Source organism: Cryobacterium sp. Hh11 (genome assembly GCF_004404045.1).
Lineage (GTDB): Bacteria > Actinomycetota > Actinomycetes > Actinomycetales > Microbacteriaceae > Cryobacterium > Cryobacterium levicorallinum.
Window position 1 is genome coordinate 114,551 of record NZ_SOHF01000031.1, and the last position, 25,261, is coordinate 139,811.

A 25,261-nucleotide genomic window follows, 5' to 3' on the forward strand; every position below is an offset into this window, starting at 1 on the left:
TCTGTCATGGTGGCTCCTTACGGCCATTCGGATTCGTCGACGGGGTGCTCTGCCGGGTGTGCGGCCTCGTATGCCATCGACTCGGCCTTGTACACGACAGCTCGGCGCTGGAACTCTTCGAGGAACGGGGCGTAGGGGCCGTCGAACCGTGGGTAGAAGTCTGTGCAGTAGCCGTCGAGGTCGATGAATACCGAGACGGGCGAGCCGTCGTCGTACGTGTGGACGGCCCGTCTCGCATCTGGGGTCATCTGCACACTGCCGTCGGTGACGGTGATGCCGGGGACGTGCTCGGCCAGCGCTGCCCAAAGGCCAAGCCCGATTGCGTCGATCCACTCGAGCTCGGCCTCGTGGTCGTAACTGCAGAGGGATCCACAGATCGCGTCGGTGGCGGAGCTCATACTGTCCGTGGCTCGCAGTACGCCGTGCTTCAGGGAGTCGAGAGGTGTGTTCTTGCCTTCGACGAGGTGGAGGATCACAGGGACGCTCCTACGGTGACGATGAAGCGGCCGCGGTCGATGTCGCGCGCGTTGTCACCGTTCGCGAGACTCTTCATCAGCAGGCTGTCGGGTTCAACAATGAAGCCGGCCGCAGTGGCGACCACGGCAGTCCGACGCCGCTCAGCGCGCTTCGCACAGGCGATCTCGTGCATTTCATGCAGCCCGTCGAGGATCAGAGGCCAGACGGGCTCGCGGTTCCCGCGGACCACTTCCGACACGGTCGCATTCAGGGCGTTCGGGCGGGCGTCGAACCATGCCTGCGCCTCTGCCGCGTCGATGGCCTGCTGCACTATTCCAGCGTTTAGCGCCGCGATCTGTTCGCCTCCCGCAATTATCGCGGCGCCTATCGCCATGAGTTCATCGGCGGTTCGATCGCGGTCGATCACCCCGATGTCAACGTACGTGCCCCACAACGGGCGCGTGTTGGTGTCCAGGGCTGGGCTGATGGTGAGCCCAGCTATATCTCCGGCGTACGCTGCCGCGAAGTGGATGTTCGCAGAAGCGACGGCACTCGTGTGACTGGGGTCACCAAATGCGCTAACACATCCCGGCACCGAGCAGGCGGCGGTGTGCCCGGTCCAGTCCTTGTCGGTGGTGGTCGGTACGCTGGTAATCTGGTTCACGATTGGTTCCTTACTCGTCTGTACGGTTTCAATTTCTCTGCCCTCGTCGCACTGCAATGCGTCGGGGGCTTTTTCGTGCTGTGTCACGCTGCACCGAGTGCCGTGCTCGTGCGGGCAGATTCCTCCACCCACTCGATGACTTCGGATTCGACATACAGGATCCGCTTTCCCAATTTCCGATATCGCGGCCCACCTGCGCCGAGGTATCGCCACTGAGACAGCTGACCCTTCGTGATGCCGGGGAGCATCAAGACGACTTGGTCGGGGCTCATAAAAGTAATCACTGCATCTCCATCTTCGTTACACAAACAGTCAGTTTTTGTGTATTTGCCCACCATACACAAAAACGACGCTAGTGTGTAGTTCATGAACAAAACGCTTCCCTATGATCCCGGCGCGAAGATCGCGAAGTATCGCAAGAAGCTGAAACTGACCGCCGAGGAGGTTGCTGAGAAAGCAGGGTTTGGGCTAACTCGCTCGATCGTCGCTAATCTCGAAAACGGCCGCAAAGATGACATAACCGTTCGTCAACTCATTGCAATCGCCTTCGTGCTGCAGGTATCGCCGGCGACTCTGGTCTTTGATGTGCGAAAGCCCTACCACCAAATGGTGCTGACTGGAGGTGAAAATTTCGAAGCCAGCGTGGCCGTTTGGGCTGCCAGGGATTGGTTCGGCGGACTAGTGGACCCCGAGCTCCTCCATGCCAGCGTCAATGGCGAACCGTACGACGGCCAGGCAAAGAGTGGTGATCACTGGATAGAACAGCTGATCACGGAAACCTTGCACCGGCGGATGGACCTCCTCCGCCAGCTTCGGACCATCGAAGACCGGTACGCGGCTCTGCGTGCTTCTATGACCGAGGAGACCGGGAGTGATATGCCTGAGGGGATGAAGAGTGATGTCGAGGCGAGTCGCCGAGTCATCCACGCGGAGCTCTATACAACGGACAGAGCCCTGCGAGCCAGTGGGGTTTACCTCGATGACGACGGGCCGGGGTTCTGATGCCAAGCGCAACGCGAAGGAATGCGACGGGCCGAGGTGCCGCGTCGGCGAGTCACGCGCCCACTCGCCGGGCGTCCCCACGCGCCGTGCTCTCTACCCACGCCACGACCTCGGATTCGACGTACAGCACGGTCTTCGGCGTCGGCTTCCGATAGCTGGGCCCCTTGCCATTGAAGCGGAGCTGCGCGAGCTGGCCGCGGGAAAGTCCGGGCAGCATCAGGACGACCTGGTCGGGGGTGAGGTAGACGGGCATGGTGTTCTTTCGGTCGGATTTCCGGGGATGACCGTCAAGCCGTCCGCCGGAGAAACCAATGGATGGTCTCTCTAATACCCCTGCGGCGGGAAGTCTGGCCTCAAAAAAACTTCTGATCACCGCCTCTCTGAGGCACCACTGCAACACCCGCCGCATGGTACTGGGTAACGGCCAACCGGTCGCTACGAACAACGGAGCACAACATGGGCAGCATCACCTCGTACAGCACAGAGGACGGCAAGCGATACCGCGTTAGGTACCGCGACCCCGACCGCAATTCTCGCGAGAAGGCTGGCTTCAGCCGCAAGAAGGACGCGGAGGACTACCTCGCGAACATCACCGTCTCCGCCCTGCGCGGCGAGTACGTCAATCCGAAGACGGCGAAGTCAACGATCGCGGATCTCGGCGACGAGTGGATCAGCAACCAGACACACCTGAAGCCATCTTCCTACGCGGCACAGGAGAGCGCCTGGCGGGTCCACGTCAAACCGGTGTGGGGTGCACGTCGCGTCGGTGAAATCACGCACTCCGACGTCAAGAACTGGGTCACCAAGATCACACCCGGCCGATCGGCAACCGTAGTCATCCGCGCCTACGGAGTGCTCGCCGCCATCCTCGACGTCGCCGTGCTGGACCGACGGCTGACGACGAACCCGGCCCGCGGTGTCAAGCTCCCCCGCAAGGCGAAGAAGAAGCGCAACTACCTCACGGCCGCCCAGGTGGAACTGCTCGCCGCGAACTCCGGTAAGAATGCCACGTTGGTCTACACGCTGGCGTACACGGGCCTGCGCTGGGGCGAGGCGACAGGTATCCGCATCCGCTCGCTCGACACCCTGCGTCGTCGGATCTTCGTCGCTGAGAATGCGGTGTGGCTCGGGGCCAGGGTCGTCGTCGGGACGCCCAAGACTCACGAGGCTCGCAGCGTGCCCTATCCGAAATTCCTCTCAGAACCGATCGCCCTCCAGTGCGAGGGCAAGAATCGCGAGGGCCTGGTATTCGGCGACGGAGTCAACCACCAGAGGCAGTCGGCCGGTCACGGCGGATGGTTCGAGCATGCGGTCAAAAGGTGCCAGAACATCGACCCGAACTTCCCGAAAATCACGCCGCACGACCTTCGCCACACAGCGGCCAGTCTCGCCATCAGCGCCGGCGCCAACGTGAAAGCCGTGCAGCGAATGCTCGGTCACGCGTCCGCCGCGATGACCCTCGACACGTACGCGGACCTCTTCGAAGACGATCTGGATGACGTTTCAGACCGCCTGGACGCCGCACGAGCCGAATCAGTTGTGGGGTTTTCGTGGGGTTTGACCGCATCTGGGGAGCAAAAAACCCCGTAGACACTGGTATCTACGGGGTTTTGCATTGTGACCCCAGCGGGATTCGAACCCGCGTTACCGCCGTGAGAGGGCGATGTCCTAGGCCGCTAAACGATGGGGCCGTTTTGCAACTTACCGAGTATGCCACACGGACCAGCGCAGTTCCAAACTGAGCGCACACGGCGCGTCGCGACAGCACCAAAACAGCAATCACGACAGCGGATGCTGTTGCGCCACGACTGGAATCGCGGTTAGCTCGGGGACATGAAACTGACCAAGCTGGAGCATGCCGCCCTGATCCTCGAGCTCTCGGGCAAGAAGCTCTACATCGACCCCGGTTCGTTCACCACGGCGCTCACCGGCACGGCGGGCGCCGTAGCCGTCGTTATCACCCACGAACACGCCGACCATTGGACCCCGGAACAGCTGGGCCGGATCGTCGAAATGAACTCCGACCTGCGCATCTTCGCTCCGGCCGGAGTCGCTCGGGCGATCGCCGCCTTCAATGCCGATCTCGAGGTGACGACGGTGCAGGCCGGGGACGAGATCGAGGTCGCCCCGTTCAGCCTGCGCTTCTTCGGGGCGACGCACGCGATCATTCACGAGTCGATTCCGGTCATCGACAACGTTGGGGTGCTGGTCAATGACGAGTTCTACTACGCCGGTGACGCCTTCACGGTTCCCGAGGGCGTCACGGTCGGCACACTCGCCGTTCCGGCCGCGGCGCCCTGGATGAAAATGAGTGAGGCGATGGACTACGTTTTGGCCGTCCAGCCGAAACGCAGCTTCACGACCCACGAGATGCTGCTATCCCGGGCCGGGAAAGACCTGTCCAACGCACGAATCCAAGGTGTCACCGAGCAGGGTGGCGGCGAATTCTTCGCGCTGGAACCAGGAGACAGCCTCGATCTATAGCTGCGACAGCGCACTCCCCCTCAGTCAATTTGCAGCTACTGCAAATTAGAGTGCAGTTACTGCATTTTGTAGTATCTAGCACCGAACTGAGGGACGCCCGATGGATTCCGAGTGGGTAATTGATGCGCAAGGCCTGGAGAAATCCTACGGCTCTGGCACGAGCCGGTTCGACGCGCTGAAGGGCGTGTCCGTGCAGATCGCGCCGGGCGAGACCGTGGCGATCGTCGGCAAGAGCGGGTCGGGCAAGTCCACTCTCATGCACCTGCTCGCGCTGCTCGACGAACCCGACAAGGGAACACTGCAGGTCGCCGGCCAGGACGCCAAGTCGCTGTCCAAGCGCGCCGTCAACGAACTGCGCAATAAGGAATTCGGCTTCGTCTTTCAGCAGTTCTTTCTCACCCCCAACGTGAGCGTGCTCGACAACGTCATCCTCCCGCTCAAGATCGCCGGCATGGGCGGCAAGGAACGCCGCCGCATCGGCATGCAGGTTCTTACGCAGCTCGAGCTCGCCGACAAGGCCGGCAACAAGGCCACGACCCTCTCGGGCGGGCAGAAGCAGCGCGTCGTCATCGGACGAGCCCTGGTCAATTCGCCGCGCGTGATCTTCGCCGACGAACCGACCGGCAACCTCGACACCGCCACCGGCGCCGTCGTCGAAGACATCCTGTTCGAGCTGAACCGCAGCCAGGGCATCACCGTCGTCATCGTCACCCACGACGAGGATCTCGCCGCCCGCTGCGACCGCCAGATCTACATTCGCGACGGACTCATCGTCTCCCAGCTCGCCACCCACGCCCCCGCAGCACACAGCACTGCAGCAATGAACACCGCCGGAGGCGCAGTATGAGAACCAAAGACCTCGTCGCCACCGCGATCTCCAATACCTTTCGCAGCAAGCTCCGCACCACGCTGACCGTGCTGGCCATCTTCGTCGGCGCCTTCACCCTCACCCTGACCAACGCGGTCGGCGCCGGCGTCAGCCAGTACGTCGACGCCCAGGTCGGTGCCCTCGGCTCGCCCGACGTGTTCATCATCACCCAGGCCAGCGATGCGACCGCCGCCGGCGACGGCCCGGTCGAATATGACGCCGAGAGTTCCGCGTCGGTCTCCAGTCGGCAAGGTCCCCCCGGCACCACGACCAAGGCTCTGACGGATGCCGACCTCCGGGCGATCGCCGAAACGTCCGGCATCGAGTCGGTCGACCCGATCCGTTCGGTGCAGCCCGACTACGTCGAATACGACTCGGGCACACCGTACGAGTTCAGCATCAACGCCACCTCGGCGGTGACCACGGCCGACCTCACGGCGGGCGCGCAGCTCGACGGCAGTGCCGAGGAGGCGCAGCTGGTGCTGCAGGACAGCTTTGTGACTCCGCTCGGCTTCGCCTCCGCGGATGACGCGGTGGGGGCATCCGTTTCTATTGGGATCACCGACATTCTCGGCGAGAAGCACGTGGTCGACGCCACCGTCGTCGGCGTCTCGCTCGAGAGTCTGCTCGCTGCCGGGGCCGGAGCCAACGATGCCCTGATCGCTGAGCTGGCCGAGGCGCAGTCCGGCGGCATCGACACCGCCGTCACGAGCTACGGCGTGGCCGTCGCCCACTTCGATACCGCGCTGGCCGCCGAGGGCATCAGCGCAATCAAGGCCGACCTCGCGACCGAGGGCTATTCCGCCAGCACCATCGAGGACCAGCTCGGCGCTGTGCAGACCGTGATCAACGGCATCGTCGGTGTGCTCAACGCCTTCGCCGTGATCGCCCTGATCGCCGCGGCATTCGGCATTATCAATACCCTGCTGATGAGCGTGCAGGAACGCACCCGCGAGATCGGTCTAATGAAGGCCATGGGCATGAGCGGTGGCAAGGTTTACACCCTGTTCAGCCTCGAAGCCATTTTTATCGGGTTCCTCGGCAGCGCCATCGGGGCCGGTGTGGCCATCGGCCTCGGCTCTGCGCTGAGCGCCGTGCTGTCGCAGGGCTTCCTCTCCGGGCTGCCCGGGCTGAACATTCTATTGTTCGAACCGATGTCGGTGGCCTTCGTCATTCTGCTGGTCATGCTGATCGCGTTCCTCTCGGGAACCCTTCCGGCCCAGCGAGCCGCCAAGCAGAACCCGATCGAGTCGCTGCGCTACGAGTAGCGCCGGCAATCCAATAAAGCACAGCGATGAACCAGGACGAGGCATGATCAACACCCCCACCACCTCCACTCGCCCGCGCTCCCGCGAGGACAAGCACCACGCGACGAGCTTGCGCGTGGAACGGAGCGCGGTCAGCCTCGTCCTGGAACACGGTTTCGACAACGTCACGGTGGATATGATCTGCACCGCGAGCGGTATCTCGCAGCGCACCTTCTTCAACTACTTCAAGACGAAGACGGCCGCCATTATCGGTGCCCAACCGCCGACCATTGACGAGGCAAGCGCTCGCGAGTTCATCGCAGCGCCGGGAGACGACCTGCTGCCCGACGTCCTCGAGCTGATGAGCGTGATGGGGCCGCCGGACGGCATCAAGGAACAGCTCTTCACCGACCGAATTCGGATCTTCGGCCTGCATCCGCAGCTCCTGCAGGAGCAGATGGAACGGATGGCCAGGGTCACCGATGAGGTCGCTGAGCTCGTCTACCTGCGACTTGCTCGCGGAGTCGACGCAGACACAGAAACCGAAACTGACCGGGCCTTTCGACACGGCCAGGCCGAACTACTCACGCACGCCATGCTGGGTGTGCTGCGCTTCATGGCGCTGCAGTGGATCCCCGGCCCCGAGTTTGGCGCGCCAGCCGACACGAGCCAGGAAGATGCTCGGGAACGCCCCACCCGGCTGACCCTGACCGAGGCGCTGGACCACACGGTCACTCTCCTCCGGCAGACGCTGAGCATCCCGGGTCTATAGGAGCTGACCCTGCTGGGTGTCGGATTCGACCGGTAGCCACTTATCGAGAGCCGCGCGCAATTTGGCCAGGTGCAGCGGCCGCATGAGGTACTCGTTCATCCCGACCAAGCGCGAATGGTCAGCATCGCTGCCGCGCACCGCGCTCGCGGTCATGGCCAGAATCGGCATCCGCGTACCGGGCGGCTCGGCCGCCCGGATGGCCGAGGCCAGCTCGTAACCGTTCATCTTTGGCATGTGCAGGTCGGTGATCACCAGGTCGTAGTCGCCGCTCGTCCATCGCGCGAACGCGAGCGCACCGTTGTCGGTCACATCGGCTTCGTAGCCCAGCAGGTTCAGCTGCCACAGGATGAGCTTCTGGTTGGTCAGGTTGTCCTCGGCCACGAGGATGCGGGTCGCGCCCGGTGCGCGAACCGCGGCCCGGCTTACCGGGGAGGGCGAGGCATCCACTTCTGTGCTGGCCTGCTCGAATTCGTTCCCGCGCTCGGGAACATCCCGGGTGAGCAATCCCGCTTCGTGCGAAGCGACCTCATCGTCCACCCGCGGCATGAGCCAGTTGATCGCGTCCTGAAGCTCCTTATAGTGCAGGGGCTTGGTGATGTAGGCGTCGCAGCCAGCGGTGCGAGCCTTTTCCTGGTCTCGGCTCATGGCCATGGCGGTCAGCGCAATCACCGGGATGTCGGCAGTCACCGGGTCGTTCTTCAACTCGGTGGTGGCGGCGAAGCCATCCATTCCCGGCAACTGGATGTCCATAAGAACCAAGTCGGGAACTTCGACCCTGGCCAGCAATAATCCACTCTCGGCATCGACCGCTTCCAGTGTCGAATACCCGGCCCGTCGCACCAATAGCTTGGCCAGTTTCATATTGATCGGGTTGTCTTCAATAATCAGAATCCTGGCCACTATTCATCACCCAGATCCACGCCCGAACTTAGCGCTCGCTTCACCTCGGCTATGAACGCCGTTCGATTGAAATTCTCGGTTCCCAGCACGCGCACGGGCTGGGTCGGGTCGCTGTCGACGGCGGCCAGCTCCTGCTTGGTGAGCCGCTTACCGGTGACCACGAGCACGGGAATGTGTTCGGTATTCGGGTCACTCTGCAGGGCCAGGACCACCTGATAACCGCTAAACCCTTCCATCATCAGGTTGAGCAGCACCAGGTCAGGATGCAGGCGCTGCGCCATCTCGATCGCATCATTCTTGGTGAACGCGCGTTCCACGGCGTACTCCGGGCGAGTCAGGAACCGGGCAATCACATCAACGGTTTCGGGATCGTCATCGGCCACCAGAACCCGCCGGGTGCGGAGCGCGTTCGGGCCGAGACCCAGCACGTTCAACGATTTCTGCAGAGCTGCCCGACTGATCGGTTTCTCCAACACGGCCGCCGCACCGTGGGTCAGGGCCAGGGCCACATCGGTATCCCCTGCGATGATCACGATGGGAACCGCCGCCAGATCCGCGAACTCGTGCAGCCGAATCAAGAATCCCCACCCGTCCATTCCCGGCAAGCGGATGTCCAGGGTGATCAGGCTGAGTTGTTGGTGCGGAGCGAGGGCGAGGCCTTCCTCGCCGCTGGGGGCGACGATGACGCGAAACCCCTCAGCCTCGAGCAGCAGCCGCAGTACCTCTGCGCTCTTGGCATCGTCCTCGATGACGAGGGCAACGTGTTTCTCCGACTTCGCTTCATGTTCCTGCTGCGCCTGCGACCTGGCGGCCGGCTGGCCGGTCGTGGTCGAGTACACCTCTTTGTCGGGTTCGACCGGCGCTTCTACTTCTGGCTCGGCTGACTTTGACTCGACGGCAGCCGGTGCCGGGTGAAACGGATGCGGCTTGGGCCGGTCGGTTGCGCCCGCCACCTTGCTCGCTGGTGCCGACTCGCGATCGGTGGTCCCCGTCAATTCGTCTCCCGGCGCCGACCAGGCCGGTGCGACCTGATCGGTGACTCCCAGCGGCAGCCACACGACAAAGGTCGAGCCCTCGCCCTCGGCGCTGGCCACGGCCACCGTTCCGCCCTGAATCCCCACCATCTCCTTGACCGTGGCCAGACCGAGGCCGGTGCCCTCGAACCGTCGGGCCAGGGTGCTGTCGATCTGGCTGAAGGCGAGAAAAAGTTTCGACATATTCTCGGAGGAAATGCCCATGCCAGTGTCGTCGACGCGAATTTCGAGGAAGTCCAAGACTGTGCTGGCGGGCAGCGGAAAATCGTGCACGGGCCACGGACCGGCAATTTTTCCGACGGCGCTCCGCGGCACCCGTTTGGCCATCAGGGTGACATTCCCATGGTCGGGCGTGAATTTGACCGCGTTCGACAGCAGGTTATAGACGATTTGCTTGGTTTTGCGCATATCGAGAAGCGGCACGCCGAGGTCTTCTGCACCCTCGAAGCGCAACTGGATATCGTGGGCGGCCGCTCCGTCGCGCACAATCAGCAGGCTCTGCTCGAGCAACAAGCGCACATCAACGGGTTCCAGCTCGATCTCCATCATTCCAGCCTCAACCTTGGACAGGTCGAGAATGTCATTGATCAGATCGAGCAGGTGATGTCCACTGGTGAAGATATCTCCGATATATTCCCGCTGGGAATCGCTCATATCACCCATGAGCCCGTCTTTGAGCGCCTCGGAGAACCCGATGATCGCGTTCAGGGGCGTGCGCAATTCGTGCGACATCGTCGCGAGAAACTCCGTCTTCATCCGGCTGGCGTGTTCCAACTCGATATTGGTCTCCTTAAGCGCCCGTTCGAACCGCTTCCGTTCGGTCACATCCCGGGCAGATGCGAACACGCCCTGAACGACCCGGTCGCGATCGTAGAACGTTGCCGCGTTGTAGGAGACATCCGTTTCATCGCCGTTGAGCGCTTGCACCGTGAGCTCGTAGTCGTTGACCCGGCTCTCGGTGAGGGCCCGCTGAATTGCCGTGTCGGCCCGAGCCGGGTCGGTGAAGAAATTGCGGCAGGGCGCGCCAATGAGTTCGTCCCGCGTTCGGCCGGTCAGTTCGATCATCTGCTGATTGACGTCGGAAATGATTCCCAGGGTGTCGGTCATCATGAGCGCGTCGATATTCGACTCGATCAGTGAGCGCGTATAGAACTGCTGGTCGCGCAACCGCTGGTCCAGCACGGATTGGGCGACCTCCACCTGCTTGCGCGACGTGTTGTCGGTAACGATCAGTACATAGCCGATAATGGCGACGTCTTCATCACGCAGCGCGGTGACCGAGACGATGGCCGAAAACCGGCTGCCATCCTTGCGAATCTTGGTGATTTCATAGACATCTTCAATACCGCGACTCGCCTTATAGACGAGTGCTTCGAATCCGGGCTGGATCGTGGTTCCGAACTCCAGGCTCAGCTGCGCTGCCCGCATAATGACCTCTTCCGGATCGTGCATCTCGGCCGGAGTCATCTTGTTCACCACTTCCTCCGCCGTATACCCGAGCATGCGCTGCGCGCCCACGGTGAAAATTTGAATGATGCCCTCGGCGTCGGTGGCCATGCTCGAGAAGTTGGCACTGTTAAAAATGGCGTCCTGCAGGATCACCGTCTGCTCCAGCAAATTCTTCGCCAGAAGCGCCTCTTGCGCTACCGCGCTGTCTCCACCGGGAAGGTTCGCCTTGACCGTAGCTGTGGAATCATCGGCGTCGGACGGCCGGGAATGATTCTTGCGGTTGTGGGGGGACATAGTCATCACGCCTTCCGTGATCTCTAGAGTGCGCTGTGAGCGTGCGCTGCTGGAACGCTTCACGGTATGGCAGAACAGGCTCGCGGTCGGCAACCTCGCCTCGCTGGATTGCCGCGAGTCGACCGGGGGAATTTCCCTCACTTAAATCTATATCACGAATCGACAAAATGACCCCCCATCGGGGGTAGTTAAGCTGGTCGGGTCGCGCCAGGTGTTGTGCCGGGACGAAGGCGAAATTGACGCGTACTGGGCCAAGCTCTCCCACGTGCCCGATTCTGAGCAGTGCGGCTGGTGCAAAGACCGATTCGGTATCAGCTGGCAGATCATCCCCGAGAATATGGCCGATCTGACTCGCCGACCCGAGCAGATCGGCGTGATGATGGGCCAGAAGAAGATTGTGATCGAGGAACTCGAGAACGCCTGAGCATTTCGTTCCCCGGTACTCATCGATCAGATCCAGAGCGGATGCTTCGGCGGCGAGAGTCGCGCCGGCGATGTCGCCGTCACCCGGCGAGCAAAATACCTTTTTGGGTTCGGTCCAGCATGTGTTCAGGGCTCAAGGTTTCGGAATTGGAATTGCAGCCGCACCGAGCCATCGAGCGGCAGCACGAGAGTTGTGTTGTGGTTGTCCCAGGCGTTGGGGATGAGAAACATGCGATCCCCTCCGACAATGAGGAGTCGCAGCCCCCAATAGCGGAACCGAAACGTCTCGTCGGCCGACGCGGGCAGCAGGGTTTCGTTCACCCGCGCCTCGTCCGGGAGAAAGAGCCGCTCCTCGGTGTCGACAATGACGCTGGGAAGGTTGTCAGGGCGCCGCGCCTGTTGCTGGGCGAGACCCAGGCCCGACCACTGCGCGACCGTGGCCGTCGCCCAGAACACGCAGGCGGCGACCGCAGCCCAGAGCAGCACGACGACGCCCGTCGGCGGGCGGTGACTCGCACCGGCTGTGCGAGCCAGGAACCGCACGGCACCCAGGCAATACGCTGCGATCGCGCCGCCCAACGCCAGGACGAGCGGGGTGACGAGCGGGTAGTAGCCCCATCCGGCGAGGATCGGATAGGCGAGGAGCAGGACGACCCCTACTCCCAGGATGACCAGGCCGACGACGACGCCCCGTCTCACCGCAGCCGCGAAGCCGGCTCGGCTCGAGCGACGTCGGATCTGCGCGTGCCAGGCGATCAGGGCTGCGCCGACCAGCGCGAACACGAGAAGCGGCACCAAGAGCGGCTGTGGGCTGCGCATCACGTAGTCTTGCGTGCTCAGGCCGATGACGTCGACGTCAAGGCCGAAGTAGTCGTACTGGGCCCGAGACGAAACGTAGCCAAAATAAAAAAGCAGGGCGCCCAGAAGCGTCGCCGGAGCGATGATGCTGCCGAGAACGTTCAACCCGCGTTCGAACTGTGCACCACCCTTCTTCTCCCCCGGTTCGGGCATCAGGCGGGTCCGCTCATAGTCGCTCCCAAGCTCTCATCCGCGGGAGGAGCATCGGCGACGGGAGGCGTGTCGAGGGGGATGCTGAGGTTGCTCTCGGTGTCTAACGCGGATAGGAATTTCGCGCACTCAAAGGTCTCACCTTCAGTGCAGGTGACCTCGCCGGCGATGCTCACGTCGAGCTGCACATCCGGCGAACTCGGCTGCTTGCCGGTCGGCGCGATCGCCAGATCGCAGGTCTGGTTGGCGACGTCGAAGATGAACCCGATGCACGGCGGATTCTCGCCGCTGCATCCAGAATCGGCGAGCGCGTAGACGTCGTCCGTGAAGGTGGCACCGCTGATCCAGATCTGCACATTCTCCGGAATCCTGGAGTTATCCTGTTCGACGATCCAGTTCACCGTTACGCAATTGTCGGCAAACGTATTTTCGTCAAAACTCACACTGCCGCCGATTGGGAGTTGCGCGAGCTCGAGGGATATTTCACCTCCGCCGGTGTCGGGAGGCGGCGCCGGCGACGACGTGCTGGGAGCTGACGAGCTGGGGGCGTTCGGGGTGACCTCGGGCTGCTGGGGCCGGGCGACGGCGCACCCCGTCAGGGTCGCCCCCGCGAGGGCGATCTCGACGAGAACGACGCCGATGACTGAAAATGTCCGCCGTGCATCCATGACAACCTCCCGTTGGAGGGTGACGACGAAGCGAAGCGGATGCCGGTCGCGCTCGCTCCGGAACGCCACTGATATTGTGAGTATCCCCCCAGACTGGCTTGCGGGCAACGCCTGCACGACCCGAGGGTCACCAGGTCTCAAGGCTGGGGCGTCCGTTCACGTTGCTCAGGATTCGCCTCCGGAGAATTGGCCGCCTTCGATCCTCAACGCTGCCAGGTTAGGACCTGCTCAAACGTCCACGCTTGACTCCGTACCGCAGGTATCTCACGCGACGACGCATATGCGCCGATATGGCGGTCCCGAGCGAGTCTGCCGCCACTCCTCGAGCGTGCGGTGTCTGGAAACAAGAAAAGCCCCTGGTTTCCGCGGAAACTCATGGGCTACTGCTGGGGTACCTGGACTCGAACCAAGAACAAATGATAGGCGTCGGGGTGGTGGTGCGCACCTGCATATGGGGCAGACTTCCGCGGAATTCCGCGGTTCTCATGGAGTTCAGTGTACGCGCTGTACGGCGAGATACGGCCTGAATCTGGTCATATTTTGGGGTTTATGGTGCGTTTCTGGTCACGCCAGCGCCCGTACTCGACCGGGCGCGACTCCCCCCGTCTGGCTCGCCTAAAAGATCGATTACGCTCCCATTTGATGCCCGATCTCTACTTCAGCCGTCTGCCTGGACCGCAGAATCATTTGTCGCTACCCGCCAGAGCCCGTCGAAATTGCGTTTTGAGCGTTAAGATTATCGCGCAGTGATGACAACGCGGCATAGGAACGATTTCGACGCTCAGCCATCTCCCCGGCCTCCGTGGCGTCGTAGCTCCTAAATCCTTCACCTGTTTTGACCCCGAGTTTACCTTGAGCCACCAGATCAGTTAAGAGTGATGGAGGTGCCAATCGATCTCCGAAAGTGGACTGCAATGTTTCATATGCACCCGCATACACGTCCAAGCCCGCCATGTCAGCAATAGCAAATGGTCCAAAAAACGGGAGCCGGAACCCAAAAGAATTAGAAACTACCTCGTCGATCTGATCTGGAGTTGCTAGTTCCTCTTCAACGATTAGTGCTGCCTCACGAAAAAGGGCGAACTGCAGACGATTAGCTACAAATCCCGCTGAATCCGAAACACGCGTAGTCACTTTGCCCAAGTCGTTGATGATGAGTTCAACTTTTTCCAGAACGCTTCTTGACGTTCGCGCCGAAGAAATCAACTCGACTGAAGGTACGAAAGGCGCGGGATTCATCCAGTGAACGCCGAGAAAACGATGAGGACTTTCAACGAAGTGAGCCAACGTTGATATGGATATAGCAGAAGTGTTGGTAGCGATAATCGAATCGGGCGCGGCAGAGCTGCTAATCCTCGCCAGAACAGTCGTTTTTATATCGAGATTTTCCGGAACGACCTCTGCGATATAGTCAGCATCCCGCGAGGCATCCTCAATTGAGGATACCGCAGTTATATTTTCTTCAATTTTCGCGAGTGATCCGTCAGGGAAGAGCCCCTGTTGCTGAAACTTCCACGCTTCCCCCATCAGACGTTCACGCCCCGCAATAGACGTTGCTCCATCAACATCCGCCAGGAGAACCTTGTGGCCGGCTAACGCGAAGACTTGAGCCATGCCACCACCCATGTAGCCAGAGCCAACGATAGAGATTCGAGCCTTGTCCATATTTTTCCTCACGACTTCAATGGATGGTGTAGCCGCCGTCGACGGCGAGTATGTGACCGGTGATCATGGAGGCCTCTTCGCTCAGCAAGAAGGCAACCGATTTAGCAACATCTTCAGGGATTCCGAAACGCCCGAGCGGAATTCGCTCCAGTAACGTCTTTGACATGACCGGATCGTTGAGGGTGCTGGCCGTAAGTTCGGTATCGATAAAAGTCGGTGCAACGGCATTGACCCTGATGCCGTGCCGCGCCCATTCGAAAGCCAAGAGTCTCGTCATATGAGATACAGCGGCCTTGCTTGAGCCGTAGGCAACTCTGTTTTCAAGAGCCACTGTTCCAGCTTGCGAACTCACGAATACGATCGATCCCGTAGTTTCAGACTCAATCCAGTGCCGAGCGGTCGCTTGTGCAACGAAAAATGGGCCCGCGGCGTTGGTACTGAATATTTTCTCCCAGTTCTGTCGGGAGACTTCGAGAGCTGGCTCGGGGATATTAACCCCCGCATTGTTCACGAGGAGCGAAAAACCACCTGATCGGTGATGTACCTCGTCGATAATGTGCGGAATATCCTCGCTTATTTCTAGATCCAAGACCACCGGGAAGGTGCCGTATCTTTCTGCGATTCGCTCAGCATCATCCTTATTTCGGGAGGTCCCTATAACGAGAACTCCAAGCTGGGCAAGACCATCAGCGATGGCCTTGCCCAGCCCTCGAGATGCACCGACGACAAGCGCAGTGTCATGAGCGCCGAATCTGTCATCGAGCGGCATCAGTTATGCCGTGAACGTGTGGTCAGTCCAGGCCAAAGTCTTGTCCCCGTACTTGGCCGCGCGCACGTCTCCGGACCGCGCGTGCCCTTCGAAGTATTCGACTCGTGACTGGCGTCCGCATATTTCGCCCAAGAACGCACTGGATTCTTGATTCTTGACTTCTTGGTATGTAACGGTACGGAGATACTTTCCTACCCAAAGGCCGCCTGTGTATCGCGCCGCGCCCTTGGTCGGGAGGACGTGATTCGTTCCGATGACCTTGTCGCCATAGGACACGCAAGTTCCTTCCCCAAGGAAGAGCGCACCGTAGTGATGCATCTTGTCGAGTGCCTCGCGAGGGTTTTCAGTCAGAATCTGCACATGCTCTGATGCATAGTCGTCGGCGAGCACATACGCGTCGTCAAGGTTGGCCACAACCCACACCGCGCCATAGTCGCGCCACGCCGGTTCGGCGAAACCTTTCGTCGGCATATCAACGAGAATCTCGTCGATGTGCGTGATGACTGCGCGGCCGACCTTTTCCGACGTAGTGATGAGGATGGCTGGCGAATCAGGACCGTGCTCAGCCTGCGACAGCAGGTCTACAGCGACCACGAACGGGTCAGCGTGCTCGTCGGCGACAATGAGTGTTTCAGTTGGGCCCGCGAACAAGTCAATTCCCACTTCACCGAACAGTTGACGCTTCGCTTCTGCAACGTAGGCATTTCCCGGTCCAGCAATCATGTTGACAGGCGTGATGGTTTCCGTTCCGATCACCATCGCAGCTACGGCCTGAACACCGCCAAGTAGGTAGATTTCATCCGCGCCAGCCATGTGCATCGCGGCAATGGTTGCGTGCGGTATTTTTCCGTTGATGGGGGGAGTTGCTGCGATGATTCGTCCAACACCCGCCACCTTGGCAGTCACGATGGTCATGTGCGCGGAGGCCAGCAGCGGATACTTCCCCCCGGGGATATACGCGCCAACGGCCGTAATGGGGACGTTCTTCTGCCCCAGAAAGACTCCGGGCAAAGTTTCCATCTCAAAGTCCGTAAGCGAAGCCATCTGTCGCTCGGCCATAGTGCGGACCTGAGACTGCACAAACTCGATATCGGCTATTACCTGGTCGGGGACCTGCGCAATGATCTCCACTAATTCAGCTTCAGAGAGACGAAAATTCTCGGGTGACCAGTTGTCGAATTTCTCTGAATATTCCCGAACTGCGGCGTCGCCGCGCTTACGGATATCGGCAATAACACCTTCGACAGTACTTCGGACTTCAGGAGAGCCGCTACGCGGACTTGCTTCCTTTTCCGGCTTCTTCAGGACGATTCGTGCGGTAGCTGTAGTGATCATGATTTCGCTTCCTTGCAAGTGAGTGGGCGTCCCGCCGGAATGAATACGTATACATTCCGGCGGGTTCGATGTTAAGTTATTTGCCCCTGAACTGCTGGGCGGCAAGCCGATAGCCCTGAGGGCTACTTCTTTTTTACACAGCCCGGAAGGCCTGCGGGAACTTGTCCCTTTTCGACTGGTCCCGGAGTCCACCCGGCGTCACAAACACCGCGGGTATAAATACGCCGAGACGCGGGCTGCGCCAGGGTGTCCATGCTGGGCAACGCCTGCAAAGCGGAAACTGCAGCGCCAGTGGTAGCCGCAGTGTAGGAGCTTTCCGGGAGGACGCTCTTTTCGAAGATTTCCGTGACGAAGGAATCATCCGCTTGGGCAAAGAAGTTGCAGCCATCCACGAACTCAGCAGCAGGGCAGACCTTCGCCGTTTCGGTCGTAACCCACGGGAGGGGCATTTCAATGTCCTTGGGTACGGAATCCGCACCATCAGCAAGAATCTTAAGTCCAAGCTTTACCGCTACTGCACCCTGCGCAGGAGCGGATCCGGATGATACGCCGGGCCAACCCTCCGAGAGCTTCTGTCGCAGGTAGTTGCTGTTCTCTCCGGTAACTGGAATTTCCATTCCTGCTGCTTCAAGCGCCTTGACGACTCCGTCTTCGCCAGCTTGGGACCAGATGCCGTCGACACCGGGATGTGCCGCAAGCGCCTTCGTGGCTTCCTGCTGGCTCACCGACGAGTCCCAGTTCCCGTAGAACTCGTTTACAACCTTAATGCCGGGGTACTGGTTGAATACAGACATCGCAGTGTCGTAGTGGACCGTGTCAGTTGACGTGCCCGCAACACCGCGGTTCATCATGACCTCGCCCGTGCCCCCAAGCAGATCCACCAGCGCCTGTGCTGTCTGAGCGCCAAAGAAGGCTTGTTCTGGGTCTTCTGTCCGGGCTCCCGTGATGTAGGAAATGTTCCACGCGCACGGTGCTTCCACAGTTCCGTCATAAGCAACGAACGTGACACCTGCGTCACAACCTTGCTGAATGACCGGGTTGAGCGCCGTGGGCGAAATTGGGTACAGCACGATTAGCTTTGCACCACTGGCGATCATGGATTGCAGATCAGATATCTGCTTCTGGGGATCAGACCCGGAAATCACCTTTTTAACGTCGTATTTGGCTGCCACCTCAGGCGCCTGTGCCACTGCCATAGCCAAGTTGGCACCCTCATCTTGCCAGTTGTTTCCGCTGTAGCTCAGGTTTACGAAGATCTTTTCCTTCGCTCCATCAGCTCCCCCCGACGGTGTGACAGCCGCCGAGCAGCCGCTCAAAGCGAAGGCAGCAACTGCAGCCATCGCTCCCACCAACGTGAGTTTCTTTTTAAAGTTCATGTACTTCTCCGATTGCAATAGTTCATAAATTTTGACTTGGCCGCGAGCCAAGAAGTGCCGTCTGAATCACACGATGTCTATCTACGACCACCCCCGATCTTGCTGAGAAGGAGGGCGAGCAACACGATCGCTCCATAGAGGATTTGCTTCACTCCCTCTGGAAAGCCTGCAGCACTGATGTCGATGCTCAGGAGTGTTATGAGTAGTGCCGCGGCTACTGTTCCGGAATAGTTTCCGGTTCCGCCGGAGATGGATGATCCTCCGACAACGACGACGGCGATGCTTGGCAGGAGCCAAGAATTACCAATATTCAGGTCTGAACCGGACCCGTATCCCAGTAGAAGCACACCGGCAAGTCCGTATGCGATTCCCGCAACCCAGTACACCAAGAACGTGCTGAGCCTGACCCTGATCCCAGCGATACGGGCCGCTTTCATACTGTTCCCAATGGCGTAAACGCTGCGCCCAAATGTAGTTCTGGACTGGATCAGGTACCCGAGCATCAGGACCGCTATAAGCATTATCAGGGAAGGTGCAGCACCCAAAATGTTGAGTTCCCCGTTGAAAAGTGCCACGAGTTCGGGGGGTGAGTTTTGTCCCGGCTGCCCCTGGCTTACCCCGAGGAGCAACGCAGCTCCAATTGTTCCAACTGCGAGTGTCACAATAAATGGTGGAAAATTCGTGGAGCACACGATTATGCCGTTTATGAGGCCAACGAGAGAGGAGATGAGGAGCCCCAGAATCACGGCAAGTAGCGTCGGCAACCCCTCATTTGCAAAGAATCCAGTGAAGAATGCTCCGAGCGCGATCGCCGCAGGAACGGACAAATCGATGCCGCCGCTCAAAATCACAAGGCCCTGACCAAAGGCAACTATGGCCAGAAACAGCCCGAGCATTATCGTGCTGTTAACCATTGCCGCGGACGGAAAGTTACTGCTGAACACACGTGAAAGGGGAACGAGGAGAATCACCAGCGCCCACATGAGAGCCGCTTGGCCGCCGGCAGTGCCCATAAACGTGCGCAGCCGTCGGGGCCACGTCATGTGATCCTCACGATCAACGTCAGTGCCTTCGGCGTGAGTAGTTAGATATGTAATTTCTTCTTCTCCAATCCCTCAGTCGATGCTGCAAGTTGCGAACCCCGAGTGTTGCGGCCTGCACCTTGTCGAGCAGCATGCCTTGTCAGTCGTCCAATCGAAGGGATGGTCAAAGCGATCAGCACTATAAGCCCCTGACACGCCCCTACCCAGAAATCGGCGATGCCGAGAGCAAAGAGGAATTTAGGAATAACCAGGATTGTCCCCGCGCCAAATATGGCTGCAACTCCACTACCTCTTCCCCCCTTAAAGCTGACTAGTCCCAGCGCTGCTGCGGTAAACGCTGTCAGCAGGAAACTCGATCCTGCTGCTGGTGACCCCGTGGCGGTTAATCCGCATAGGTAGAGCCCAGCAACGGAATAGAGCATCCCTGCAATCACGTATGCCACGGTCGAGACTCGTCGAATAGGGATTCCCGAGAGTTTGGCAGCGGTCGCATCACCACCGATAGCCGCAATCGACATGCCAGTTCGAGTTTTCATCAACGCTACCCAGAAGGCGCCCAATCCAAGGAGCACTATCGCAGCGAAGGGAACAGAACCCAACATTCCCGTAAGCACTGAAGTAAATTCAGCCGGAACTCGGCCGCCCGGTGCTGGCATGATCACCAAGGCGATGCCGGCCAGCACAATGTTCGTTGCCAGCGTCACTCCGAGCGAAGGAAGATTAAGCATTGAGACTAGCAGTCCGTTGATCATGCCAATGAGGGCGCCCATAGCAATGACTCCAAGGGCAATGAGCCAGATATTCTCCGGGCTTCGCTGCATTGCAGTTGCTGCTACAACGTTGGCAAGACTAATTGTGCCCGCGACGGATAAATCAAAACCTCCGAGCACAAGAATTAAAGTTGTTCCAACTGCTGCGATGGCAAGTGGACTCATGAGAACAACGAAGTTGTTGATTAGGAACGAAGACCCTGCCACGGGCGAAACTACGATGAGAAGTCCATAAAGAAGGAGGAATACTGCCGCCGCGATATAGGGTGCCTTGGCGCGAGGAGCGAGTCGGCGAGGGAGACTTGTTGATTCTTGTAAATTCATTCTTTCAGTCCTTCTTGATGACCGATAGCACCACGCATTAGAGCACTTTCAGTTAGCCAATCGCCCGAAAATTCACCACTTATTTTGCCGCCATATATTGTGTAGACCCGATCAGACAGTCCAACGAGTTCCGGAATCTCCGTGGAATAAATGAGCACACACCCTCCGTTACGCGCAAAAGATCGGGCCATGTGGTAAAGCTCAATTTTTGTTGCCGCGTCCACGCCACGCGTGGGGTCGAACAGGAGGAGGCATCGTGGCTCTGTCATCACGGCCCGCCCGAACAAAACCTTCTGCTGATTTCCGCCGGAAAGATCCTGAATATTTCTACTCAGAAACTGCACGGGAATATTGAACGCACGGGCCGCAGTTCGAGCAACAGCCCGCTCGCGTTTAGGGCTGAGCAATCCCCATCTAGACACTTTGCGAGGCTCGGCCATAACCAGGTTCACCTGAGTCAGCATGGGCAGAAAAAGCCCCTCAACTTTGCGATCTTCGGGAACGAGAGTGAAGTTCGGCTTGTTCTTCGCATTCTGCGAACCGAAAACCTCCACCTCCCCTGAAAGCGGTGATTTTAGGCCCGCTAGACAGTAAAAGAGGTCTTTTTGACCCTGACCTTCCAGGCCGGCGATACCTACAATTTCCCCAGCCTTGATCTCTGCCGATAAGTCGGTAAGATCGCCGACCGTTAGGTCCGTGATTTTCACGATTGTTTCAACTTTGGATTCGTCCCTGACCACTTTCTCAGGAAAAACCAATTCCAAAGAACGACCGATCATGAACTCCACCAGATCATGATCGTCAACGTCGGCCGACTGAAATTCTTTCACGACGCGCCCGTTGCGAAGCACGGTGCCCGTGCTGCATATGCGACGAATCTCTGCCAGCTTGTGCGATATATAAATTACACTTGCACCCGCTTTGGTGATCCTATCTATGCAGGAAAAAAGCCAATCTGACTCAGGTAAAGATGCCGTTGGTTCATCAAGAATAAGTAGTTTTGGGTCCGTCGCAAGAGCAGCAATAATCTCCACATACTGCTTGTCCGCCAAGTCGAGATCGCCAATTTCCGCTCGTGGATTGATATTCGGCTTACCCCAATCTGAAAGAATTTCTCCCGCGCGCATGTTAATAAAACGACGTGACACGAAGCCCAATCGCCCACGCGGAAGTCGCGGCAAAAGGAGCTTCTCCGCCACGGTGATATTAAGGGGAGAGCTCATTTCTTGATAGGCCATCGCAAGCCCCGCGGCTCGAGAAACGAGCGGCTTGCCGAAAGGAACAACCTGCCCATCGATGATGAACGATCCGGAATCCGGAACCAGGACGCCGGCGAGGACCTTATTCAGAGTTGTTTTTCCGGCGCCATTCTCTCCGAGAACTCCGTGAACTGTTCCAGACGCAATCGAAAGGCTCACGCCATCGAGGGCAAGCGTGCCTCCGAAACGCTTACGAACGTCAGTGATTGTGATATGACTCATGCTGATTCGACTTTTCCGTTGGCCGCAAAATTGCAGGGAATTCAGACACGCGAATCGTGCCCTGGCGCAAGGGCGACCTCAACAATTTGAAGGCCCTCTTTTGTTTCACGTGCGGGAAAGTGATCTTTTAGGCGCTCCTCATGGATAGGAATAACCCGTCGTTCTTCGTGTCCTACAAGGCTCATCATTCGCTCCGAAGCAAGAAGAAGGTTGAGCTGGCTTCCGGAAGCCAATCCCACGGGGACATACGTGCCGTCTCCGGTGTAGCCCGTGAGGTTCTCGAACGTATAACGCAAATCCCCAGCAAGTATCCAGGGGTCCTGACCCTCGGAATTATTCACTCGGACGAATTGTGAACCAAAAGTATGCGAATCGCTCGCGAGAAACAGGTCAATGCCAGGGAATAGCCCATCAAGATCACCGTCGACGAGGTTGAGCCGGCCGTTTACTGCTAACTCGCTGGCCCTGAGCAAATCCGCGGGGTCGATAGCAACCTGGAGCCAATTGAATTGTTTGGGGAGGGTCAGGGCCCAGAGCCATTTACTGAACTCAGATTCCTGGATATGAAATCGTGCGTTGGGGAAGTCCTCAACGTTGCCAAAGTGGTCGAAGTGGGCGTGCGTAATAATCACATCTGTGACTTCCTCCGGGCTGACGCCCACCTCAGAAAGCACCGTAGTTGGGTCACGCCAGTTAACCACGCCGAATTTATCGGCAAGGGTCTTCCCATACTCCTTGAAGTTGTATCCGACATCCACCATTATTGTTCTGTCATCACTTTTGAGAACCACGTAACAGTAAGGCAGTTTGATCGTTCCTTGGTTGTGCGCGCCATAAAGCACACCGGACTTCGGATACTTATTGACATAGGCGTATTCCAAGACCCAAATCGAGTAATCAGTCATACTAAGTGTTCCTCATTTCATTGAGACGTTCTGCTTCGCAGGCACAACCGCTTGTGAAGGAACGTAGTTCTGCGATAGTTCCGGCAAATATTGTGTCGACCTGTTTATTGATGACGGTGAGTCCGGCGTGAGCAACAATTAAGGACTCGTGAAAATTCGTATTCTTGAGAGATGGGCTCGCGACGGACCGCAGTACGGCATGGTTCGCCTTGACCAGCGATAAAACGCTTAAGAGCTGGGCGGCGCACGGATTCTGGTGGGCCTGGTCGCGGACGGATGCATCCAAAGCAGAAATCCATCGGCTCACTTGCAGAAGGGTCTGCAGTAAAGGCTCCGTATTGCGGCCAGATCCAGTTCGTAGCAGTAAGAGCACAGCGGTCTGCGCCTGAAGAATTCGACGGAGGGTTTCCGCCTCCTCATAGAGCTCCTGAACGGCCATCGCGCGGTCGGAGCTTTCGGACCACGTATGTCCTTCTGGAACTGCATCTCGCATGGTAATCACGTGACTCCCTCGTCTGTGATGCTTCATTCTCTTGGTGCTAGCGTATACGTATTCAGTGCCGTGAGATGCAAAATCTTTGGATTGGTTCTGAGACGAGTTTGAAGTAGCCTCTATTTGTCGGGTGACTTCTGTCTCAGACGTCGGTTTCCTGCCCGCGCGCCACCTGTCGAGCATCTTGATTTAACGTGCTAGACCTCGGTATTCTGAGGTTCGTATTCAGAGGTTTAGAAAAAAGTCACACATTCGGGAACCAACGGACTAGGGAGCGTCATGGCAACAAGCCGAGATGTCGCTCGTCTGGCCGGAGTATCGCAAGCGACTGTTTCTCGCGCTATGTCGAACCCCGCTTCCATAAGGCCGGGAAATCTGGATTTGATTCGAGCGGCGATGCGTGAGCTTGGATATGTTCCGAACGCTGCTGCCCAGGCGATGAAAACTGGTCAGGCACATGCCGTCGGCGTCGTTGTCGCAGATATCAAGAACCCCTTTTACCCCGAGATTCTGGACGCGTTGACGAAGTACTTTGACGGCATGGGCAAGAGAGTGATCGTTTGGAACTCGGATGGACTCCAAGACAAAAATGCGCTTGAAGCACTTGGTCAAGGGATAATCGATGGGCTCGTTTTTACGACGATCAATGAGAAGAGTCCCGAACTTGAACGGGCTATTGCTGCCGGATATCCGATCGTCATGGTCAACCGTTATGTTGCGGGACTGAAGAGCGACCAGGTGCGCAGCCAGAACGTGGAAGGCGCTGGCCTCGTCGCGGACTATTTTCTCAACAACGGCAGGGAACGCATTGGTTGCATTTTTGGTCCAGGCCACGTGAGTACTGCATCTGAACGCGAGCACGGGTTCGTGGATCGCCTCGCTAAACGGGGCTACAAAATGGACGTTCTCTGTATGAAGCGCGGTGTCTTCAGTCACCAAAGCGGGCTTCAGGCCATGCGGGAGCTCATGGCTTTGGAAAACCCACCGGACGCGGTTTTTTGCGCAAACGATCTCATGGCCATAGGAGCCTTGGACGGGGCGCGTCGAGAGGGAATTTCGATCCCGGCAGACACTTGGGTCGTTGGTTTCGATGATATTGAGATGAGCAGTTGGGATTCCTATAGTCTGACCACCGTTCGCCAAGACAGCCAGGAAATGGCCCGAGAGTCTGCGCGACTACTCCTGCAAAGGATTGAAGATCCGACTCGGCCAGTAGAGGACATCTGTTTCCCGGCGGCCCTCGTGATCAGAGGGTCAACAGGCCGGACTGCAATCTAGACCGTCCCTGATTTTCTGGTGCCTTTTTCTGCGGATTCCCGCCCTCTAGATCCTGAACTTCGGCCTGATCGTGGCCTATAACGGACGATTATGTCTACTTCTAACGTAGTCATCCGCAAGTTCTGCAGATATCCAATTATTAGATATCCCTTTTTGGTGCGCGTCGAATGCTGCTCGGTCTGCACTTTTTACCGACGCGCGCAGTTACGCTAGGGCTAAATATTCCGGTGATCGGCAGTCCACGGAAGTTCTGAGTCTGTGCACCATGTGTTGCGTATCCTTTGGGCGACGTCGTGCGCGTAGTCCTGGACGTCGATGGGTTTTAGCTTGGCGGATTTGGCTTTCGGCGGGAGAAGGTTGCAAAGTGCGTACGAGCAGATTCATGACAGCGGCCCACCTTGTTGTGCGGCATCTTGCGGATCGTTACAAGGAAGGGTGAACCGTCCCTGATTTCCTGCCGCTTTCTTTCTGGTGAAAGGATTCGGTTATGCCCAAGAAACACCCAACAGAGGTTCGCGAACGAGCGGTCCGTATGACGCTTGATCGTTTGAAG

25 protein-coding genes and 1 tRNA gene are annotated in these 25,261 nt (G+C 58.6%); 8 read left to right on the forward strand and 18 right to left on the reverse strand.

What is annotated here, in order from left to right; all coding sequences use genetic code 11:
- Window positions 1-17: 17 nt before the first annotated feature.
- Both E3T46_RS14895 and E3T46_RS14900 read right to left on the reverse strand, forming a co-directional pair.
- Window positions 18-476: a hypothetical protein gene (locus tag E3T46_RS14895; RefSeq protein ID WP_134579142.1), complete on the reverse strand. Its 459-nt coding sequence runs from the start codon at window positions 474-476 to the stop codon at window positions 18-20.
- The gene (locus E3T46_RS14900) at window positions 473-1,120 is read right to left on the reverse strand and encodes a hypothetical protein (protein WP_134579143.1); all 648 of its coding nucleotides are present in this window, start codon (window positions 1,118-1,120) and stop codon (window positions 473-475) included. Before E3T46_RS14900 ends, E3T46_RS14895 begins: the two co-directional genes overlap by 4 nt.
- Before the next feature lie 366 nt (window positions 1,121-1,486).
- Between E3T46_RS14900 and E3T46_RS14910 the strand changes: the two genes are divergently transcribed.
- Entirely contained in the window at window positions 1,487-2,122 is a 636-nt protein-coding gene (locus E3T46_RS14910) for a helix-turn-helix transcriptional regulator (RefSeq protein WP_134579145.1), read from the forward strand.
- Between the two features lie 52 nt (window positions 2,123-2,174).
- On the opposite strand, the gene E3T46_RS14915 is transcribed toward E3T46_RS14910, so the two are convergent.
- On the reverse strand, window positions 2,175-2,375 hold the full coding sequence (locus tag E3T46_RS14915; protein ID WP_134579146.1) for a hypothetical protein: 201 nt from the start codon (window positions 2,373-2,375) through the stop codon (window positions 2,175-2,177).
- A gap of 203 nt (window positions 2,376-2,578) precedes the next feature.
- Between E3T46_RS14915 and E3T46_RS14920 the strand changes: the two genes are divergently transcribed.
- The gene (locus E3T46_RS14920) at window positions 2,579-3,712 is read left to right on the forward strand and encodes a site-specific integrase (RefSeq protein ID WP_134579147.1); all 1,134 of its coding nucleotides are present in this window, start codon (window positions 2,579-2,581) and stop codon (window positions 3,710-3,712) included.
- Between the two features lie 28 nt (window positions 3,713-3,740).
- Here the strand turns inward: E3T46_RS14920 and E3T46_RS14925 are convergent.
- Window positions 3,741-3,813, reverse strand: a tRNA-Glu gene (locus tag E3T46_RS14925).
- 142 nt (window positions 3,814-3,955) lie between these two features.
- On the opposite strand from E3T46_RS14925, the gene E3T46_RS14930 reads away from it, so the two are divergent.
- The 4 genes from E3T46_RS14930 (at window position 3,956) to E3T46_RS14945 (ending at window position 7,493) form a co-directional block, all read left to right on the forward strand.
- Window positions 3,956-4,606 (forward strand): MBL fold metallo-hydrolase, encoded by a 651-nt coding sequence (locus tag E3T46_RS14930; protein WP_134470323.1) that lies wholly within the window; start codon window positions 3,956-3,958, stop codon window positions 4,604-4,606.
- A 100-nt stretch (window positions 4,607-4,706) separates the two neighbouring features.
- On the forward strand, window positions 4,707-5,453 hold the full coding sequence (locus E3T46_RS14935) for an ABC transporter ATP-binding protein (RefSeq protein WP_134579148.1): 747 nt from the start codon (window positions 4,707-4,709) through the stop codon (window positions 5,451-5,453).
- Window positions 5,450-6,742 (forward strand): ABC transporter permease, encoded by a 1,293-nt coding sequence (locus E3T46_RS14940; RefSeq protein ID WP_134579149.1) that lies wholly within the window; start codon window positions 5,450-5,452, stop codon window positions 6,740-6,742. The genes E3T46_RS14935 and E3T46_RS14940 overlap by 4 nt, the downstream gene beginning before the upstream one ends.
- Before the next feature lie 43 nt (window positions 6,743-6,785).
- Window positions 6,786-7,493 (forward strand): TetR/AcrR family transcriptional regulator, encoded by a 708-nt coding sequence (locus E3T46_RS14945; RefSeq protein ID WP_134579150.1) that lies wholly within the window; start codon window positions 6,786-6,788, stop codon window positions 7,491-7,493.
- Here E3T46_RS14945 and E3T46_RS14950 read toward each other — a convergent pair.
- Together E3T46_RS14950 and E3T46_RS14955 are read right to left on the reverse strand one after the other, a co-directional pair.
- On the reverse strand, window positions 7,488-8,393 hold the full coding sequence (locus E3T46_RS14950; protein ID WP_134579151.1) for a response regulator: 906 nt from the start codon (window positions 8,391-8,393) through the stop codon (window positions 7,488-7,490). The two genes, E3T46_RS14945 and E3T46_RS14950, sit on opposite strands and share 6 nt — an antisense overlap.
- A complete protein-coding gene (locus E3T46_RS14955) occupies window positions 8,393-11,176 on the reverse strand; it encodes a response regulator (RefSeq protein ID WP_134579152.1) in 2,784 nt (927 codons plus the stop codon). Before E3T46_RS14955 ends, E3T46_RS14950 begins: the two co-directional genes overlap by 1 nt.
- 205 nt (window positions 11,177-11,381) lie before the next feature.
- On the opposite strand from E3T46_RS14955, the gene E3T46_RS14960 reads away from it, so the two are divergent.
- A complete protein-coding gene (locus E3T46_RS14960) occupies window positions 11,382-11,594 on the forward strand; it encodes a VOC family protein (RefSeq protein WP_241980804.1) in 213 nt (70 codons plus the stop codon).
- A 125-nt stretch (window positions 11,595-11,719) separates the two neighbouring features.
- On the opposite strand, the gene E3T46_RS14970 is transcribed toward E3T46_RS14960, so the two are convergent.
- The 11 genes from E3T46_RS14970 to E3T46_RS15020 form a co-directional block, all read right to left on the reverse strand.
- Window positions 11,720-12,604: a hypothetical protein gene (locus tag E3T46_RS14970; protein ID WP_198419229.1), complete on the reverse strand. Its 885-nt coding sequence runs from the start codon at window positions 12,602-12,604 to the stop codon at window positions 11,720-11,722.
- Window positions 12,604-13,269 carry a hypothetical protein gene (locus E3T46_RS14975; RefSeq protein ID WP_134579154.1) on the reverse strand — a complete coding sequence of 222 codons (666 nt, stop codon included), beginning with the start codon at window positions 13,267-13,269 and terminating at the stop codon, window positions 12,604-12,606. The genes E3T46_RS14970 and E3T46_RS14975 overlap by 1 nt, the downstream gene beginning before the upstream one ends.
- A 693-nt stretch (window positions 13,270-13,962) precedes the next feature.
- Window positions 13,963-14,934 carry a 3-hydroxyacyl-CoA dehydrogenase family protein gene (locus tag E3T46_RS14980; RefSeq protein WP_134579155.1) on the reverse strand — a complete coding sequence of 324 codons (972 nt, stop codon included), beginning with the start codon at window positions 14,932-14,934 and terminating at the stop codon, window positions 13,963-13,965.
- A gap of 16 nt (window positions 14,935-14,950) precedes the next feature.
- The gene (locus tag E3T46_RS14985) at window positions 14,951-15,703 is read right to left on the reverse strand and encodes an SDR family oxidoreductase (protein WP_134579156.1); all 753 of its coding nucleotides are present in this window, start codon (window positions 15,701-15,703) and stop codon (window positions 14,951-14,953) included.
- A 3-nt stretch (window positions 15,704-15,706) separates the two neighbouring features.
- A complete protein-coding gene (hisD, locus tag E3T46_RS14990) occupies window positions 15,707-17,038 on the reverse strand; it encodes a histidinol dehydrogenase (protein WP_134579157.1) in 1,332 nt (443 codons plus the stop codon).
- Between the two features lie 122 nt (window positions 17,039-17,160).
- Window positions 17,161-18,414, reverse strand: a complete 1,254-nt coding sequence (locus E3T46_RS14995; RefSeq protein WP_134579158.1) for a sugar ABC transporter substrate-binding protein — start codon at window positions 18,412-18,414, stop codon at window positions 17,161-17,163.
- A gap of 77 nt (window positions 18,415-18,491) precedes the next feature.
- The gene (locus tag E3T46_RS15000) at window positions 18,492-19,328 is read right to left on the reverse strand and encodes an ABC transporter permease (RefSeq protein WP_198419231.1); all 837 of its coding nucleotides are present in this window, start codon (window positions 19,326-19,328) and stop codon (window positions 18,492-18,494) included.
- Between the two features lie 170 nt (window positions 19,329-19,498).
- Window positions 19,499-20,551: an ABC transporter permease gene (locus E3T46_RS15005; protein WP_134579159.1), complete on the reverse strand. Its 1,053-nt coding sequence runs from the start codon at window positions 20,549-20,551 to the stop codon at window positions 19,499-19,501.
- Entirely contained in the window at window positions 20,548-22,032 is a 1,485-nt protein-coding gene (locus E3T46_RS15010) for a sugar ABC transporter ATP-binding protein (RefSeq protein WP_134579160.1), read from the reverse strand. The genes E3T46_RS15005 and E3T46_RS15010 overlap by 4 nt, the downstream gene beginning before the upstream one ends.
- 41 nt (window positions 22,033-22,073) lie before the next feature.
- Window positions 22,074-22,937, reverse strand: a complete 864-nt coding sequence (locus tag E3T46_RS15015; protein WP_134579161.1) for an N-acyl homoserine lactonase family protein — start codon at window positions 22,935-22,937, stop codon at window positions 22,074-22,076.
- 1 nt (window position 22,938) lies between these two features.
- Window positions 22,939-23,439, reverse strand: coding sequence for a hypothetical protein (locus E3T46_RS15020; RefSeq protein ID WP_134579162.1), 501 nt, complete (start codon window positions 23,437-23,439; stop codon window positions 22,939-22,941).
- 270 nt (window positions 23,440-23,709) lie between these two features.
- Here E3T46_RS15020 and E3T46_RS15025 point away from each other — a divergent pair, with 270 nt between their 5' ends.
- The gene (locus E3T46_RS15025; protein ID WP_134579163.1) at window positions 23,710-24,708 is read left to right on the forward strand and encodes a LacI family DNA-binding transcriptional regulator; all 999 of its coding nucleotides are present in this window, start codon (window positions 23,710-23,712) and stop codon (window positions 24,706-24,708) included.
- A 322-nt stretch (window positions 24,709-25,030) separates the two neighbouring features.
- Here E3T46_RS15025 and E3T46_RS18300 read toward each other — a convergent pair.
- A partial coding sequence (locus tag E3T46_RS18300) for a hypothetical protein (RefSeq protein WP_206751485.1) occupies window positions 25,031-25,261 on the reverse strand: 231 nt, incomplete at its 5' end.

What these genes read in the sequence shown, in the direction of transcription:
- E3T46_RS14910 (WP_134579145.1), top strand. Translation starts at nt 1,487, where the DNA reads ATGAACAAAACGCTTCCCTATGATCCCGGCGCGAAGATCGCGAAGTAT.
- E3T46_RS14915 (WP_134579146.1), bottom strand. Translation starts at nt 2,375, where the DNA reads ATGCCCGTCTACCTCACCCCCGACCAGGTCGTCCTGATGCTGCCCGGA.
- E3T46_RS14920 (WP_134579147.1), top strand. Translation starts at nt 2,579, where the DNA reads ATGGGCAGCATCACCTCGTACAGCACAGAGGACGGCAAGCGATACCGC.
- E3T46_RS14930 (WP_134470323.1), top strand. Translation starts at nt 3,956, where the DNA reads ATGAAACTGACCAAGCTGGAGCATGCCGCCCTGATCCTCGAGCTCTCG.
- E3T46_RS14935 (WP_134579148.1), top strand. Translation starts at nt 4,707, where the DNA reads ATGGATTCCGAGTGGGTAATTGATGCGCAAGGCCTGGAGAAATCCTAC.
- E3T46_RS14940 (WP_134579149.1), top strand. Translation starts at nt 5,450, where the DNA reads ATGAGAACCAAAGACCTCGTCGCCACCGCGATCTCCAATACCTTTCGC.
- E3T46_RS14945 (WP_134579150.1), top strand. Translation starts at nt 6,786, where the DNA reads ATGATCAACACCCCCACCACCTCCACTCGCCCGCGCTCCCGCGAGGAC.
- E3T46_RS14955 (WP_134579152.1), bottom strand. Translation starts at nt 11,176, where the DNA reads ATGACTATGTCCCCCCACAACCGCAAGAATCATTCCCGGCCGTCCGAC.
- E3T46_RS14970 (WP_198419229.1), bottom strand. Translation starts at nt 12,604, where the DNA reads ATGCCCGAACCGGGGGAGAAGAAGGGTGGTGCACAGTTCGAACGCGGG.
- E3T46_RS14975 (WP_134579154.1), bottom strand. Translation starts at nt 13,269, where the DNA reads ATGGATGCACGGCGGACATTTTCAGTCATCGGCGTCGTTCTCGTCGAG.
- E3T46_RS14980 (WP_134579155.1), bottom strand. Translation starts at nt 14,934, where the DNA reads ATGGACAAGGCTCGAATCTCTATCGTTGGCTCTGGCTACATGGGTGGT.
- E3T46_RS14985 (WP_134579156.1), bottom strand. Translation starts at nt 15,703, where the DNA reads ATGCCGCTCGATGACAGATTCGGCGCTCATGACACTGCGCTTGTCGTC.
- hisD (WP_134579157.1), bottom strand. Translation starts at nt 17,038, where the DNA reads ATGATCACTACAGCTACCGCACGAATCGTCCTGAAGAAGCCGGAAAAG.
- E3T46_RS14995 (WP_134579158.1), bottom strand. Translation starts at nt 18,414, where the DNA reads ATGAACTTTAAAAAGAAACTCACGTTGGTGGGAGCGATGGCTGCAGTT.
- E3T46_RS15000 (WP_198419231.1), bottom strand. Translation starts at nt 19,328, where the DNA reads ATGGTTAACAGCACGATAATGCTCGGGCTGTTTCTGGCCATAGTTGCC.
- E3T46_RS15005 (WP_134579159.1), bottom strand. Translation starts at nt 20,551, where the DNA reads ATGAATTTACAAGAATCAACAAGTCTCCCTCGCCGACTCGCTCCTCGC.
- E3T46_RS15010 (WP_134579160.1), bottom strand. Translation starts at nt 22,032, where the DNA reads ATGAGTCATATCACAATCACTGACGTTCGTAAGCGTTTCGGAGGCACG.
- E3T46_RS15015 (WP_134579161.1), bottom strand. Translation starts at nt 22,937, where the DNA reads ATGACTGATTACTCGATTTGGGTCTTGGAATACGCCTATGTCAATAAG.
- E3T46_RS15025 (WP_134579163.1), top strand. Translation starts at nt 23,710, where the DNA reads ATGGCAACAAGCCGAGATGTCGCTCGTCTGGCCGGAGTATCGCAAGCG.